The following is a 15,964-nucleotide window of genomic DNA, read 5'->3' as shown; positions in this document are numbered from 1 at the left end:
TGGTTGCTCAGAAATCCTCGAGCATCAGGTCTTCGTCGTTATCAGCGGCGAACGGGTCATTGGTAATTTTACCATCATTGATCAGGAATTCACGGCGCTGAAGAAACGCATTACGCATGAAAGTATAGCGGTCCCCTGAAATAAAGCGCTCGGCCGGAATCAGGTCCGCCCGCTTATCCACCACCTGCAGCGCACGCAGGTAATACCAGTCCGGCTCGTCCACGGCGTCCCAGGGCGACGGCAGCACGAAGCCATCGGTCAGAAAACCGGTGGTGTGACGGGGAGTTGACGGGCCAAGAAGCGGCATGACCAGATAGGGCCCTGAACCGACACCCCAGGTGGCCAGGGTCTGGCCGAAATCTTCCTGGCGTTCCGGCAAATCAAAGCTGGTGGCCACGTCAAACAGGCCACCCAGACCAAACACGGTATTGAAGGTGAACCGGCCAAACGCCACCACCGCCGATTCGCCCTTGCCCTGCAGCACGCTGTTGGCAAAGTTGCCGATCTCGCCAATGTTGCTGAAGAAATTGGTTACCCCGGTGTCCACCACATCCGGGGTAACGGTTCGATAGGCCTTGGCGGTCGGGCGCAGCACCCATCGGTCTATGCCATCGTTAAAGGCGAATACCTTGCGGTTCCAACCTTCCAGCGGATCATCGTAGGCACTCGTGGAAGAGATTTCCGGCGAGCCTTCGGGCACCGGTTCCTGCATGTTCTGGGCAAATACGGCGGGGTGGTACGCAAGAGTTAAGGCGAGGCCAGCCGCAGCCAGCCCCGCCCGGCACGAGAAGTACGTCTTTTCCATGTTCAATCTCGGTCTGTTAAAGCGGTAACGCTGTGAATCGGTACAGGGTCAGCGGTGTCTTACGACCACGCTGCCAATGGAATATCCGGCCCCGAAGGAGCAGATCACACCCAGATCACCGGTTTGCAAATCATCCTGATGCTTGTGGAAAGCGATCACGGAACCGGCGGAGCTGGTGTTGGCGTATTCATCCAGAATGACCGGCGCTTCCTGCAGGCTGGCTTCGCGGCCCAGGACCTTTTTGGCGATCAACTGATTCATGTTCAGGTTGGCCTGGTGCAGCCACAGGCGGGACAGGTCGTTGGGCGACAGAGACAAAGACTCAAGATGCGCCTGGATGGTCTGAGCCACCAGCGGTGACACTTCCTTGAACACCTTGCGCCCCTGCTGGATGAACAGTTTGTCAGGCTTACCTACGCCGGATTCGTCAGTACGGTTCAAAAAGCCGAAGTTGTTGCGGATGTTGTTGGAAAACTCGGTTTTCAGGCGGGTGCCCAGAATCTCGAAGCCCTGTCCCGGGCGGGTCTGCTCTTCCCTTTCAACCAGTATGGCGGTGCAGGCGTCACCAAAGATGAAGTGGCTGTCGCGGTCCCGGAAATTCAGGTGCGCGGAACAGATCTCCGGGCTGATCACCAGTACGGCGCGGGCTGCACCATTCTCAACCGAGTTCACCGCCGCCTGCAAGCCAAAGGTGGCAGAGCTGCAGGCCACGTTCATGTCGTAGGCAAAGCCGTCAATACCCAGGGCACTCTGCACTTCAATGGCCACGGCGGGATAGGCACGCTGCAGGTTCGAACAGGCAACAATCACGGCGTCCACATCGGCGGCGGTTTTGCCGGCCTGTTCCAGCGCCTGTTTCGCGGCTGAGACGGCCATTTCGCACTGCACAGAGGGCTCGTCGTTGCTGCGCTCGGGGATGTAGGGCTTCATCCGCCGTGGATCGAGAATGCCCTCCCTGTCCACCACGTGTCGGCATTTGATGCCGGAAGCCTTTTCAATAAATTCCGTGGACGAAGGCTGCAGGGCGGTGACTTCGCCGCGGGCAATGGCCTCTGCGTGTTCTTCGTTGAACAGCTCTACGAACTGGTTGAAGGCTTCGACCAGTTCGTCGTTGGTTATGGTGGCCGGCGGTGTATACAGACCGGTTCCACTGATGACGGCTTTCATCACAATCACCCCACGCTATGGTTATTGAGTGGTGCGCCCGCACCCTTATGTCGCAAATACTAACACAATCATTAAACCCGGGTTTTCTGCCACTGCTTATCCAGGCGTTTAACCGAAACGGTCATTGCCGTGCCCAACTGTTGGGCAAAGAACGAGACGCGGAATTCCTCCAGCATCCAGCGGTACAACTCCAGCTCCGGGTCTTTCACACCCTGGCGTTTGTGCTGGTCTCGCTTGGAGGCGTAGCGGGCCCACAACGGCTCGATGGTGTGCAGGAATTCCCGCTCGCGGCCCATTTCCCGGGGCATCTTCTCCAGCCGGATATCCGCTGCCTCGAAGTAGACACCGAAACGGGCGAGCCATTGTGCGGGCGTGTCCACCAGGAAGCCCGGGTACACCAGATTCTGCATCTGGAATTTCAGGTCCGCCATGCTGTTGGCCTGGGCCAGGCTGATTTTGCCCTTTAGCTGTTTGGCTATTTTCTGGTAGCCGGTCATGGCCTGGTACAAGCGTTCGTCAGCTTCCTCCAGGGCCGGGATGAAATCCCCTCGATGCTGATCAAAGCATTGCAAGAAGCTGTCGCGGTTCCGTGGCAGCTCTTCCGCCAGGAAATGCTGCATCACCGTGGACAGCAGCAGGTCGTCCAGAAGCACCTTTGCTTTGCCGACAGGCGCAAACATCAGCGCTGACTGGCGGAATTTCGGCAGCTTGCGCTCAAGATCGCTGAGGGTGTTGCCGAATCGATGGATGATCAGGCGGGCGATGCCCCTTCGAGTGGTGTCTTCAGCCGTCAGACGGTCCAAACAGCGGGTGGTGCGCACGGTTTGGCCCTGATCTTCCAGCGCGGGGTAAACGGTGACCTGCATGCCGCCTTTCTCGGTCTGCACCTGTTCGGGCAGCTTGCCGAACTGCCAGTCGGTGTATTCCGCCGGTTCGCTATCGTCGGTCTCCTGATCGGTGGCCGAGGCCAGGGCCTGTTCCGCCCTGCCCTCCAGCTTATCCTGAAGTTCACCGGCATCGCGGCTCTCGGCGATGGTCTTGCCCTTGTCGCCGGTCACTCGCAGGTTCATGCGCAGGTGCCGGGGCAACTCGTCCTGGGGCCAGGCGTCCGGGTCAATCTGCACGCCGGTCATGCGGCGCAGCTGTTCGCCCAGCTTCAGGGCCAGGGGTTCATTGTCCGGCTGCATGTTTTCCAGGGCGGCGTCGACGAAATCCGGCACCGGCACAAAGTTACGGCGCAGGGATTTGGGCAGGCCCTTGACCAGGGCAATGCACTTCTCCCGCAGCAGGCCGGGCACCAGCCATTCCAGCCGGCGCTCGGGAATCTGCTTCAGGGCCATCAGCGGTACTTTCAGTGTGACACCATCACGCTCGCTGGTGGGCTCGAATTCATAACTGAGCGGGTATTTCACGCCCTGCCATTCCAGGTAGTCCGGGTACAGTTCGGCGGCGGACTGGTCCACCGGGCGCTGCAGTACATCCGCTTCGGTCAGCTCGAGTTTCTTCAGTTCCCCGGCCGACAGCCCTTTCCACCAGCTTTCAAAATGCCGCCCGCTGACGATGTCGTCGGGCAGGCGCTCGTCGTAGAAGGCCACCAGCACTTCGTCGTCCACCAGCAGGTCCCGGCGCCGGGTTTTCTTCTCCAGGTTTTCAACGGTGTCGAGCATCTCCCGGTTGCGGGCAATGAAGGGTGCCTTTGAGCGGTAGTCGCCTTCCACCAGGGCCCGGCGGATGAACAGGTCACGGCACTCCTTCGGGTCCACCTTGGCGTAGGGAATCCGGCGTTTGGGCACCACGTCCAGACCGTACAGGGTTACCTTCTCGTAGCCCATCACCTGGGCGCGCTTCTGCTCCCAGTGCGGCTCGAAGTAATGGTGCTTCACCACGTGCCCCGCCAGGGGTTCGATCCATTCCGGCTGGATACCGGCTACCATGCGGGCAAAGACCTTGCTGGTTTCCACGATTTCCGCCGCGACAATCCACTTGGGGCCACTTTTCGCCACTTTGGAGCCGGGAAAGATCATCACCTTGCGGTTCCGGGTGGCCAGGTATTCGCGTTTTTCCACTTTCACCGCCACCTGGCCCAGCAAACCGGCCAGGATAGCCTTGTGGATGGCATCGTAGCCGGCCGGTTCCTTGTTCAGTGCCAGTTTCTGTTCGCGACAGATCAGGGTCAACTGGCGATGGATATCCCGCCACTCGCGCATGCGCATCCAGCTCAGGAAGGTTTTCTGGCACAGTTTTTTCAGCTGGTTCTGGGACATCTCCTGGCGCTGCTCCTCGAACCAGTTCCAGATATTGAGGAGCGTGGCGAAGTCCGATTCCTTGTCGTTGAACGGCGCATGGGCCTGGTCGGCGGCCTGCTGTTTTTCCTGGGGCCGCTCCCGGGGGTCCTGGATGCTGAGCCCGGCGATGACGATCAGCACTTCAGCGAGACTGCCCTGGTCGGCGGAGGTCACCAGCATACGGGCCAGCCTCGGGTCCAGCGGCAGGCGGGCCATGGTGCGGCCGAGTTTGGTCACCCGGCGCTTGCTATCAACGGCGCTCAATTCTTCCAGCAGTTTATAGCCGTCGTTGATCTGCTTGCGCTCCGGCGCCTCAAGGAAGGGGAAGTGGCGGATCTCCCCCAACCCGGAGGTGGCCATTTGCAGGATGACCGAGGCCAGGTTGGTTCTCAGAATTTCCGGGTCGGTGTATTCCGGGCGATTGATGAAGTCGGTTTCGTCGTACAGGCGGAAACAGATACCCGGAGCCACCCGGCCGCAGCGCCCTGCCCGCTGGTTGGCGCTGGCCTGGGAAATGGGCTCGATGGGCAGGCGCTGGATTTTCGAGCGCACACTGTAGCGGCTGATGCGCGCCACGCCGGTGTCGATCACGTAGCGGATGCCCGGCACCGTCAACGAGGTTTCTGCCACGTTGGTGGAGAGCACAATGCGCCGGCCCTTGTGGGCCTGGAATACCCGGTTCTGCTCCTGGTTGCTTAACCGCGAGTACAGCGGCAGCACTTCGGTGTGGCGTAGGTCGGCGTGGCGCAGAACCTTGCTCAGGGCGCGAATTTCCCGCTCACCGGGCAGAAACACCAGCACATCACCCGGCGGCTTTTTCTCCTGGCGCTCGTGCTGCTCGATTTCCTCCATGGCCGACAGTACGCCGTCGGTCCAGCTCTGGTCCCGGTCGTCCTCGTCGCCGGCCAGTGGGCGATAGCGAACGTCCACCGGGTAGGTGCGCCCACTCACCTCAATGACGGGCGCCTCGCCAAAGAATTCGCTGAAACGATCCACCTCGATGGTGGCGGAGGTGATGATCACTTTCAGGTCCGGGCGCTTGGGCAGCAGCTGCTTCAGGTAACCGAGCAGGAAGTCGATGTTCAGGCTGCGCTCGTGGGCCTCATCGATAATCAGTGTGTCGTAGCGGTCCAGGAAGCGGTCGTGCTGGATCTCGGCCAGCAGGATGCCGTCGGTCATCACCTTCACCCGGGAGCTTTCCGAGGTGTTGTCGGTAAAACGCACCTGATAGCCAATCTGCTGGCCAACCTGCTCACCCAGCTCCTCGGCAATGCGGCTGGAGACACTGCGGGCGGCAATACGGCGGGGCTGGGTATGCCCAATCAGGCCACGAATGCCCCGGCCCAGATTCAGGCAGATTTTCGGAATCTGGGTGGTCTTGCCCGAGCCGGTCTCGCCGGCAATGATCACCACCTGGTGCTTTTCAATGGCCTCGCTGATGTCGTCCACCCGGTCACTGACCGGCAGGCCTTCGGGAAAACGGGCGGGCTTGTGCCGGGCCTGGCGCAACCGGACCTTCTCTTTACCCCGCTCCAGCCAGTCAGCCATTTTAACCAGGTCTCTCTGGCCTGGTTTGCCTTTATGACGGCTGGCCGTGCGAATGATCCGCGCGGCTTCCTGCTGGTTGCAGGCATCCAGCTGGTTCATTATTTCGGCAACGGTGGCCTTGGGGGCGTCGGTGCGTTTTGTCGGGGCAGTGTCAGTCATTAATGATGCAGGGGCTCCTGGCTCAATGATGTCAACGATTGGGCTTTGCCCAGGCTTTCCGTGGCAAGGCGCGCCACAGTCTAGCGGGAAAACCGAACCTTAGAAACACGAAACCCCGCCGAAGCGGGGTCTCACGAGGGTATTGAACAGGCGAAGACTGTCCGGGGTCAGCCTTTGCTTTCCTTATTGGCCTCATCCCGCAGCTCCCGGCGCAGGATTTTGCCGACGTTGGTTTTCGGCAGCTCATCGCGGAATTCAAAATGCTTGGGCACCTTGTAGGCGGTCAGCCGCTCGCGGCAATACTCTTTAAGCTCGTTGGCACTCACGCCTTCCTTGTTGGCAACCACGTAGACCTTCACCGCTTCGCCACTCTTGGGATCGGCAATGCCCACGGCCGCACACTCCACGACATTGGGGTGGCTGATCACCACGTCTTCCACTTCGTTCGGGTACACGTTGAAGCCGGAGACAATGATCATGTCCTTCTTGCGGTCAACAATGCGCAGGTAACCGTCTTCCTGGATCAGGGCAATGTCACCGGTCTTGAAATAACCATCGTCGGTGAAGGACTTGCGGGTATCTTCCGGCCGCTGCCAGTAACCACGCATGACCTGTGGGCCTTTCACGCACAGCTCGCCAGGCTCACCGATGGAGGTTTCGTTGCCCTCGTCGTCCAGGGTTTTTACCAGTGTATTGGGCACCGGCAAGCCGATGGTACCGATCTGGATGGCGCTGGGCGGGTTGAAGGTCACCACCGGTGAGGTTTCGGTCAGGCCGTAGCCCTCACAAATTTCCGTGCCCGTCACGCGCTTCCAGGTTTTTGCGGTGTCGCTGGTCAGCGCCATGCCACCGGACGCGGTCAGCTTGAGACCGGAGAAATCCAGATCCTGGAAATCCTCGTTGTTGCACAGTGCCACAAACAGGGTATTGAGGCCCATGAATGCCGAGAACTTGTGATTCTTCAGTTCCTTGGCGAAGCCCGGAATGTCGCGCGGGTTGGGGATCAACACGTTATGGGCGCCGGCTTCCAGCATGATGCCGCAGTTCAGGGTAAACGAATAAATATGGTACAGCGGCAGGGGGGCGATGATGGTTTCTTCGCCGTCGACAATGAGGCCCTCAAGCATCGGGCGCACCTGGATGAGGTTGGCCATCAGGTTGGCGTGGGTCAGCATGGCACCCTTGGCCACACCGGTGGTGCCGCCAGTGTACTGGAGCACCGCCAGGTCATCCGCCTTGATTTCAACCGGCGTGAATTTTTCCTTTTCCCCGGCGGCCAGAACCGCCGGCAGCTTGTAGGCTCCCGGAATATTGAACGGTGGCACCATCTTTTTCAGGTACTTGATCGCTGCGTTCATCAGTGTGCGCTTGAACGGCGAGTGCATGTCGGCCACTTCGGTGACAATGACATGCTCTATGCTGGTGTTGGGCACCACCTTTTCAGCGTTTTCCGCCATGTTGGCCAGCACCACCAGGGCCCGCGCACCGGAGTCATTGAACTGATGCTCCATTTCCCGCTTGGTGTAAAGCGGGTTGGTGTTAACCACAATCAGGCCGGCCCGCATGGCACCGTAAACCACCACCGGGTACTGGCTGACGTTGGGCATTTGCACGGCAATACGGTCGCCGGGTTCCAGATCGGTGTGGTTCTGCAGCCAGGCGGCAAAATTACGGCTCTGAATGTCCAGGTCCCGATAGGTCAGGGTTGCGCCAACCGCGGAGAATGCAGGCTTGTCTGCATACTTTTTGACGGCCTGCTCAAGAACATCCACCATGTTTTTGTATTGTTTGAGGTCGACCTCGAGAGGTACGCCGGCGGGGTATTTATCTTGATAGAACTGCTTGAGATCCATCATGCTCTCCTGTCTGGTTAACGCTTTTGGGAGTGGACCGGACGGGCGCGGTGACTCCCTGATTATTATATTGTTCGAAGGTCTAATTGGTTAAAAAATCAACCCTACAAAGGTATCAACCTTTGAAGACGATCTGAGAATAGCAGTTTTATTCCTGATGAGGTAGTTTTCTGCCCAACCTTCTGTAACTTACATGAAACACAGCCAATTCGGAGCGGTTGATGAGCGATACTCTGGATATCCTGGAAAACATCACCTACCAGGAACTGAACGAAGGCGATTCCGCCACCTTTACCCGCACGCTCACCGAAGACGAGCTGGTGTTGTTTGCCGCTGTGTCGGGTGATGTGAACCCGGTGCACCTGGACTCCGAGTTTGCCGCTGAATCCATGTTCAAGGAGCGTATCGCCCATGGCATGTGGAGTGGTTCGCTGATTTCCGCCGCGCTGGCGACGGTCATGCCCGGGCCCGGCACCATTTATCTGGAGCAGAGCCTGGCCTTCAAGCGCCCTGTCAGGTTGGATGACACGCTGACCGTCACTCTTACCGTCGCCCGCAAGGAGCGCCGTAACCGGGTGGTATTCCAGTGCGAGGTGAGCAACCAGGCCGGTGACAAAGTGGTTACCGGTGAGGCAAAAGTGGTCGCCCCCACCGAAAAAATTTCCCTGCGCAAACCCAGGCTGCCGAAGATCACGATCGAAAACCGTTAACGGGTGTCAGCCTGCTTGACACTTATCCTCCCAGCCCGCTTGCGGAACCTCGGGACGGTCGTGCTAATGATCTGCGACGCCTTGTTTTCACTGGGAAATTGAGGGGCTGGCCCCGGGTTTGCGTAGAAATGGTTGGCGGGGAGCTTCCGGCCCCCGCCGGACACGCCGAGCCTTGCCGATGCCCTCACCCGCATCGGCTTTTTTTATGGGCACGGTTATTTGCTGAGCTCATGCATGGCCGATTCCAGGCCTTCGTTGGTCAACGGGTACATCTGGTCGTTGACCAGCTGACGCGTGATCGCCAATGAACCACCCGGGTTCCAGAAGGCCTCCGGCAAGGGGTTGAGCCAGACCACCTTGTCAAAATGATCGGTAATGCGCTGGAACCAGGTGGCACCGGCTTCCTCGTTCCAGTGTTCGATGGAGCCACCGGGGTGGGTGATTTCATAGGGCGCCATGGTGGCATCGCCCACGAAAATCACCTTGTAGTCCGGGCCGTAGGTATGAAGGATATCCCGGGTATCCACGGTTTCATTCATTCGCCGCAGATTGTGCTGCCACACGCTTTCATAGATGAAATTGTGGAAGTAGAAGTACTCCATGTGCTTGAACTCCAGCCGTGCGGCGGAGAACAGCTCTTCACACACCTGAACGTGCGGGTCCATGGACCCGCCCACATCGAAAAAGATCAGCACTTTGGCGGCGTTATGGCGCTCAGGCACCATTTTCAGGTCAAGGTAGCCGGCGTTTCTGGCTGTGGAGCGGATGGTGTCTTCCAGGTCCAGCTGGTCAGCTGCGCCCTCGCGGGCAAACTGGCGCAAACGGCGTAATGCCAGCTTGATGTTGCGAACCCCCAGCGTCACGCTGTCGTCCAGATCCCGAAACTCACGCTTCTCCCACACTTTCACCGCCCGACCCTGGCGACCGCCATCCTGGCCAATCCGGTAGCCCTCGGGGTTATAACCATAAGCACCGAAAGGCGAGGTACCGCCAGTGCCGATCCACTTGTTGCCGCCGGCATGCCGCTCTTTCTGCTCTTTCAGCCGCTCCTGGAAGGTTTTGATCAACTCTTCCAGGCCGCCGAGGGAGTCGATCTTCGCTTTTTCATCGGCGCTCAGATGCTTTTCGAACTCTTTGCGAAGCCACTCATCCGGGATGAGCGTTTCCAGCAGTTCATCCAGATCCTCGATACCCTGGAAATACACCTGAAAGGCACGGTCGAACTTGTCGAAGTGGCGTTCATCCTTGACCAGACACAGCCGGGCCAGGTAGTAAAATTCCTGGACATCGGCAAATGCCAGACGTTTTTGCAGGGCCTCCAGCAAATCCAGAAACTCCCGCAGACTCGCCGGCACGCCCACACGGCGAACCTCCAGAAAAAAGTCGATCAGCATAAAGCCAGCCTGTGCCCGGAATCAGTTTCGGCGACGGACCATGAACGCCAGTTTCTGCAGCAGGTGCACATCCTGCTCATTTTTCACCAGGGCCCCGTACAATGGCGGCAAGGCCGAGCTCTGGTCTTTGTCCTGCAGGGATTGGGCGGACAGTTCGTCTGCCATCAGCAGTTTGAGCCAGTCAATCAGCTCCGAGGTGGAGGGCTTTTTCTTCAGGCCCGGCACCTTGCGCACATCGAAAAAGACCTCCAGTGAATCCCGCACCAGCTGCTGTTGGATACCCGGAAAATGGACATCCACGATGTGTTGCATGGTGTCGTGGTCCGGGAAGCGAATGTAGTGGAAGAAACACCGGCGCAGGAAGGCATCCGGCAGTTCTTTTTCGTTATTGCTGGTAATCACCACCACCGGGCGGTGTTTGGCCCTGACTGTCTGCTGGGTCTCGTAGACAAAGAACTCCATGCGGTCGAGTTCCAACAGCAAATCATTGGGGAATTCGATATCCGCCTTGTCGATTTCATCGATCAGCAATACTACCGGCTCGTCGGCTTCAAAGGCTTCCCAGAGCTTACCTTTAACGATGTAGTTGCTGATATCGTGCACTCGCTCGTCACCGAGCTGGGAATCACGCAGACGGGAAACCGCATCGTACTCATACAGTCCCTGCTGGGCCTTGGTGGTGGACTTGATGTGCCAGGGAATCAGGCGCATGCCCAGGGCCTGCGCCATTTCTTCGGCCAACAGGGTTTTGCCGGTGCCAGGTTCACCCTTGATCAGCAACGGCCGCTGCAGGGAAATGGCCGCGTTCACGGCCATTTGCAGATCGTCGGTGGCGACGTAGTTGTCGGTACCGGTAAATTTCATCGGTTCGTATCCTGTCGGTTACTGTTTGCCATCGTCCTTGTTGTCGGGGTCCTCGTCTTCGCTTTCGTCCCTTTCGGGCCGGGCAGACTCTTCCTGGCCTTGTTCCGCGGACCTGTTCTCGTCAGCCTCGCCGGCGGCCTGTTCATCGAGCTTCTCGAATTCGCTCTCGTAATCCGGCAGGTCATCAAACTCCGACAGGTCGAAATCTTCCAGGCCGAACTCGTCCTCCTCCGGAATGTCCTCTTCGGTGAGCGAATCGTCAAAGGCCTTTTCTTCTTCCGGTTCTTCTTCCGGTTCTTCTTCCGGTTTCGGCTCCGGTTCTGATTCCGGCTCGGCTTCCGGTTCCGGCGTCAGCTCCGGTATTTCCTCTTCCGGGGTGTCCGGCTCCTCGGGCGCTTCCGGTTCCTTGTCCGGTTCCGCCTCTGGCTCGGGCTCGGGTTCCGGTTCCGGTTCTGGCTCCGGTTCAGGTTCAGGCTCAGGCTCGGGTTCGGGCTCGGGTTCGAGCTCAGGGTCTGCCTCGTTTTCCGGTTCGGGCTCCGGTTCAACAACCGGTGGGGTCTGTTCTTCCAGCTCCTCGGGTGGCAGGTCTTCCACGGTTTCCCTTTCAGCGGCGGCGGCTTTTTCCGCTTCCGCCTGGGCTTTTTTCTTGCGATAGGCGGCGAACACACCAAAACCCAGTGCGCCAGCTATCACCGCCCCGCCCGCGGCCACCATCCAGACCGGCAGGTCAAACACGCCCTGCTCTGGCTCCGACTCCTGAACCGGGGGTTCAGGTTCGGAAGCGGGTTCCGTCTCTGGCTTCGGAGCCGGTTCTGGTTCTGGTTCTGGTTCTGGTTCTGGTTCTGGTTCTGGCTCCGGCTCGGGTTCAGCGACAGGCTCGGGTTCCTGCGTTGTCTCAGGCTCACCAACCAGTTCAGGCGATTCCACCTGCTGACTCAGGTCCGGCACCATGGGTTCGGAAACCACCGGTACCGGGGTATCTTCACCAGGCACCTGAAAACTCGTGGTGGCACTGAACTTGCGCGAAAATGTTTCGGCTTTGGCGATCACTTCCACCGTGTACTCACCCGGCTCCGGCAACTGGCCGACCTCGTCACGGTAGACACCATCTTCCGGCGGCCCGTCTGGCTCCAGTTGTTTACGACCCTGTCGGCCATCACTGGCGGTGATGGCCAGGACAACCTCCATGACGCCAAGGAAGTCCGGATCCTGCAGTTTCTCGGAGTCTTCATAGAAAGCCACTTCCACCTGGAATGGCTCTTCTTCGGAGAATTCAGGGGGAATGTCGGCCACCGCCATGCGCATGTCGCTGACAACGGTCACGCGGCTGCCCTGGCCCAGGTCACCATCAAATGTCCATTCGCCGGGTTCGGGATCGCTGACAGTGATCAGGTTGTAGCCAGGTTCAACCGCCCAGCGGGCATTTTCGGGCAGGTTTTCGTTGGTAAAAGGATCCGAGCCGGGCGCGGAAAGCGCAAGCCGTGTGGCGTCACTGGAATCCCCGGCGGAGAAAATCAACGCAGTAAATTCCTCAACGCCTTCATCCACGGTGAAGCTCTGCCCTTCAAGGGGCAGTTGCTCCTGGGGCACGGCGGCGTTCAGGGCATTGGCAAAGGCAAGGTTAAGCGCCTCGGCGGATTGTGCCAGCCGAAAACTGCCGTCGGTCTCGCTCGCCAGCTTGCGCAGAAATTCAATATCGGCCAGTTCGGACAAGCCAACGGTGTGCACCGTGGCACCCTGCTGTTCCAGCCTGGGAATGACCTCGTCAAGTATGCGGTTTTCTTCAGCGAGGTCGGCTTCGTCATCACCGGGGAGGTCTACCTTGCCATCACTCAGTACGATCAGATGGGTGTTCTCGAGAGTGCCGCCGGATAACCAGTCGTCGGAGGCTTTTTCAATAGCCAGCCCCAGGTTGGTGTGCAGTGCCACGGAGTTGATCTGCTCCGACCCCTCAATCATACGCTCGCGCCAGGCGTCATCCACCCGGCCATGGGGGACAAGCATGTTGACGTACTGACCAAAGGTCCACAGCCCCGAGGTCGCCTGTTCCGGAAGCATCCTGGCGAGCAGGCGAACCGCCGGGCGGCGAAGGTTATCGGGATCCGTCTCTTTCATGGAGCCGGATATGTCAACCACCACACGCACATCCGCTTCCTGCGGCAGAGTCAGAGGTGGCGTGGTCTGGGCGCTGACGGCCACCGGCAGCGAGGCAGCCAGCAAGCACACCACCAGGCCGATACACTCAAGCTGTTTCTTCATTGCTACCCACCTTATCCGTTGTTATTGATTTGGGGATGTCGGGCTATTTCCGGGTCAGACGATACCGCACCAGATCCAGCAGCCAGACCAGCAGCATGACCACCGAGGCCACGGCAAAGTTGAACAGACCGTCGGCGGCGGCACGGGTGTCACCCAGCACCAGTTCATACCCGCTGAAGAGCCAGGCCGGGATCCACCAGCCCGCCACTTCCGGTGACTCCACCGGTGTCAGTAGCAATACCACCAGCACCGAAAGCAACAGGGTGCGGAGCCCGTAGAACGGCAAAAACCGGAATAGTGCCTTCATCATGTAGAAAAACAGGACAAAGCCCACACAGTAGGCTATCCAGAAAATGCCATAGGCCAAGGTTGTTTCGGTATCAAACATTACAAAACCCAGTGAATGATGTGTTCCTGCCAGTCTTCTTCCGGCACCTGATCTTCGCTGATCACCTTGCCCCGCACCGATACACCCGCCCGGTGCACGGAATCCGGGTCCCCGCTGCGCAACGGATGCCAGTCCGGCAAGGGCCGTCCTTCAGCCAGTGTCCGGTAGGCGCAGGTAGCCGGCAGCCAGGGATAATCAGCCACGGTCTCCGGTGTGAGGACAGTACAGCCGGGCACCTTCTGCAATCTCTGCGGATATACCGTACATCGGCAGCTATCGGTATTCATGAAGCGGCACGTCAGTTCCGTGTTGAAAACCTCGCCGGTGTCCTCGTCTTCCAGCTTGTGCAGACAGCACTGCCCGCAACCGTCACACAGGGATTCCCATTCCGCCTGCGACATTTCATTCAGCTTTTTCCGCTGCCAGAAGGGAATCTCGGCAATCATTGGCGCTGCTTCTCGATCTTGCGCTTGAAATCAACGATATAGGTTTCCTGCTCTTCGGGCATTTGCAGGTAAAAATCCTTTTCCGCCAGTGCCTCGAGCACTTCCTTGCCGGTGGTGCGCGCCAGTTTTTTCTCTGGCTCGAGCAGCAGGTCCATGGCGTGGGCCGGCTGGCCGAAAATGCTGCGCAGGCCTTCGGGCAGGTCGTCCCATTTCTGGCCACGGCGCACGTAGATGTAGGTGTCGGCTTTCTTGCTGCTTCGGAAGACCGAAACGAATTGACGATCTTTCATTGTTTCAGGGTTTCCTCAATATCGGCGCGCACCGGCTCCAACAGGGCCAGGCGCCAGCCTTCAAAAAATGGGTCATTTGCCAGGCTTTTCTGTTTGACGGCTTTTTCCAGCCGCTTTCTAGGCGCAAGAATTTCTATCGGAATATCATTATCTTCCGCCACTTTCTTAATGTACTTTTTTGCCGATCGGTAAATGCCCTGCTGCTCCCGGGTCAATGGCCCGGGGATAGGCTCGAGGCGGGAAAAGTCGGCTTTCCGGGCGTCACGAATCAGCGCCAGCACCTGCTCACCATAACGGCGCACAAAGCCACCAGGCACGCCCTGGACATCCTTCAATTCCGCCAGGGATCCGGGCTGGCGCTCCGCCACGGCAATCAACAGACCATCGTTAAGCACCCGGTTACGGGGCCGGTCGAGCCGGCGGCATTCGCCTTCGCGCCAGGCCACCAGGGCCTGTAGCACGCTTTGCTGTTCGGGGCTCAGAGTCCAGCCACCGCGCAGTTTCAGGTAATACTGGTCAAAGTCTTCGGTATCGGCGCCGTCTCCGGCGAAGCGTGCGGACTCTTCCTCCAGCGCCTGCTCCAGACCACGGGCCTGTAATCGCTCTTTTACCCATTGATACAAGGGCGCAAGAAAGCGGATGTCCTCCAGGGCGTAGCGTTGCTGTTCGGGGGTCAGCGGACGGGCCAGCCAGTCCGAGCGGGTGGCGGACTTGTCGAGGGTTTCGCCAAACAGGGATTCCACCAGACGCGCATAACCAACCGAGAATCCCGCGCCGGCCAGGGCCGCGCCCAGTTGCAGGTCCAGTACACCGGCCGGTGCCACATTCAGCCAGTGGCGGAACAATTCCAGGTCTTCACTCATGGCGTACAGCAGTTTCGGGCGCCGGGGATCGGCAAGAAGCTGGCGAAAGGGCTCCGATGCCGCCACCACATCCGGCTCCACCAGCCACAATTCTTCGCCGGCGCCCAATTGCACCAGGCCCGGAATGGGATAGAAGGTGGAGACCCGTTCAAACTCGGTATCCAGGGCCAGCGGCAGCTCCGGCGCCAGGCCAGTCAACCAGGTGTCCAGCGCCTCGGTGTTTTCCAGCCAACGTACCGTTTCAGGCGACGGTGGCACGGTCACGGCCGTATTGGTATCCATCATAAAAAGCCAGTTGTCTAATCGGCCAGGGGTTTGCGGCCGCGGAATGCGTGGGTCAGGGTGAAGCCGTCAACGTACCCCAGTTCGCCACCGACCGGTATGCCGTGGGCCAGGCGGGTGATGAGTACGTTTTTGCCATCCAGGCGGTCGGCAATGTAATGGGCCGTGGCTTCGCCTTCCACGGTGGGGTTGGTGGCCAGGATCATTTCCGTGACACCTTCCTCTTCCACTCGCCGGAGTAGCCGTTCAATGCCGATCTCTTCGGGGCCCACACCGTCTATCGGTGACAGATGGCCCATGAGCACGAAGTAACTGCCCTTGTAGTCACCGGCCTGTTCGATGGCCAGCAGGTCAGACGGGCTTTCCACCACACACAGGGTACCGTTGCGGCGTTCGGGTTTTTCACAGATCGGGCACAACTCGGTGTCGGCGAAGTTCTGGCAGCTGTCGCAGCGTCGGACACCTTCCATGGCGCGATTCAGTGAACCGGCCAGGCGAACACCGCCGGAACGCCCCCGCTCCAGCAGATGAAAAGCCATGCGCTGGGCGGTTTTCTGACCAACACCGGGCAGGCAACGCAGTGATTCCACCAACTCATCAACCAGCGGGCTGAACGCCATGCAGACTCCTCGAAAGACAGCAAAAAACGGT

At 59.2% G+C, this 15,964-nt stretch carries 13 protein-coding genes; 1 reads left to right on the top strand and 12 read right to left on the bottom strand.

Annotation, left to right across the window (positions count from 1 at the left end; genetic code table 11):
- Positions 1–7: 7 nt before the first annotated feature.
- The 4 genes from BMZ63_RS07120 to BMZ63_RS07105 all read right to left on the bottom strand — a co-directional run bounded on the left by BMZ63_RS07120 (position 8) and on the right by BMZ63_RS07105 (position 7,817).
- Complete coding sequence (locus tag BMZ63_RS07120) at positions 8–712, bottom strand: MlaA family lipoprotein (RefSeq protein WP_244888386.1); 705 nt, start codon at positions 710–712, stop codon at positions 8–10.
- 141 nt (positions 713–853) lie between these two features.
- Positions 854–1,975, bottom strand: coding sequence for a beta-ketoacyl-ACP synthase III (locus BMZ63_RS07115; RefSeq protein WP_091703810.1), 1,122 nt, complete (start codon positions 1,973–1,975; stop codon positions 854–856).
- Between the two features lie 68 nt (positions 1,976–2,043).
- On the bottom strand, positions 2,044–5,964 hold the full coding sequence (hrpA, locus tag BMZ63_RS07110; RefSeq protein ID WP_177187043.1) for an ATP-dependent RNA helicase HrpA: 3,921 nt from the start codon (positions 5,962–5,964) through the stop codon (positions 2,044–2,046).
- A gap of 167 nt (positions 5,965–6,131) precedes the next feature.
- Positions 6,132–7,817 (bottom strand): AMP-binding protein, encoded by a 1,686-nt coding sequence (locus tag BMZ63_RS07105; RefSeq protein ID WP_091703605.1) that lies wholly within the window; start codon positions 7,815–7,817, stop codon positions 6,132–6,134.
- A 221-nt stretch (positions 7,818–8,038) separates the two neighbouring features.
- Between BMZ63_RS07105 and BMZ63_RS07100 the strand changes: the two genes are divergently transcribed.
- Positions 8,039–8,527 carry a MaoC/PaaZ C-terminal domain-containing protein gene (locus tag BMZ63_RS07100; protein WP_091703602.1) on the top strand — a complete coding sequence of 163 codons (489 nt, stop codon included), beginning with the start codon at positions 8,039–8,041 and terminating at the stop codon, positions 8,525–8,527.
- A 215-nt stretch (positions 8,528–8,742) separates the two neighbouring features.
- Here the strand turns inward: BMZ63_RS07100 and BMZ63_RS07090 are convergent, their stop codons facing one another.
- Genes BMZ63_RS07090 through recR form a run of 8 tightly spaced genes read right to left on the bottom strand, consistent with a single transcriptional unit; the run spans position 8,743 to position 15,933 of the window.
- Entirely contained in the window at positions 8,743–9,921 is a 1,179-nt protein-coding gene (locus tag BMZ63_RS07090) for a vWA domain-containing protein (RefSeq protein WP_091703596.1), read from the bottom strand.
- 21 nt (positions 9,922–9,942) lie between these two features.
- On the bottom strand, positions 9,943–10,785 hold the full coding sequence (locus tag BMZ63_RS07085; protein WP_091703593.1) for an AAA family ATPase: 843 nt from the start codon (positions 10,783–10,785) through the stop codon (positions 9,943–9,945).
- An 18-nt stretch (positions 10,786–10,803) separates the two neighbouring features.
- Positions 10,804–13,044, bottom strand: a complete 2,241-nt coding sequence (locus BMZ63_RS07080; protein WP_091703591.1) for a VWA domain-containing protein — start codon at positions 13,042–13,044, stop codon at positions 10,804–10,806.
- A gap of 43 nt (positions 13,045–13,087) precedes the next feature.
- On the bottom strand, positions 13,088–13,432 hold the full coding sequence (locus BMZ63_RS07075; RefSeq protein ID WP_091703588.1) for a hypothetical protein: 345 nt from the start codon (positions 13,430–13,432) through the stop codon (positions 13,088–13,090).
- Complete coding sequence (locus tag BMZ63_RS07070; protein WP_091703586.1) at positions 13,432–13,878, bottom strand: YcgN family cysteine cluster protein; 447 nt, start codon at positions 13,876–13,878, stop codon at positions 13,432–13,434. The genes BMZ63_RS07075 and BMZ63_RS07070 overlap by 1 nt, the downstream gene beginning before the upstream one ends.
- The gene (locus tag BMZ63_RS07065; protein ID WP_091703583.1) at positions 13,875–14,168 is read right to left on the bottom strand and encodes a YcgL domain-containing protein; all 294 of its coding nucleotides are present in this window, start codon (positions 14,166–14,168) and stop codon (positions 13,875–13,877) included. The genes BMZ63_RS07070 and BMZ63_RS07065 overlap by 4 nt, the downstream gene beginning before the upstream one ends.
- A complete protein-coding gene (locus BMZ63_RS07060; RefSeq protein ID WP_091703581.1) occupies positions 14,165–15,313 on the bottom strand; it encodes a ribonuclease D in 1,149 nt (382 codons plus the stop codon). Before BMZ63_RS07060 ends, BMZ63_RS07065 begins: the two co-directional genes overlap by 4 nt.
- A gap of 17 nt (positions 15,314–15,330) precedes the next feature.
- Positions 15,331–15,933: a recombination mediator RecR gene (gene recR / locus BMZ63_RS07055; protein ID WP_091703578.1), complete on the bottom strand. Its 603-nt coding sequence runs from the start codon at positions 15,931–15,933 to the stop codon at positions 15,331–15,333.
- Positions 15,934–15,964: the final 31 nt, after the last annotated feature.

The organism is Marinobacter persicus (genome assembly GCF_900114155.1).
In the GTDB taxonomy this organism is placed as follows: domain Bacteria; phylum Pseudomonadota; class Gammaproteobacteria; order Pseudomonadales; family Oleiphilaceae; genus Marinobacter; species Marinobacter persicus.
The sequence above is the reverse complement of the archived record's forward strand: the minus strand, read 5'-3'. Positions and strand labels throughout refer to the sequence as shown.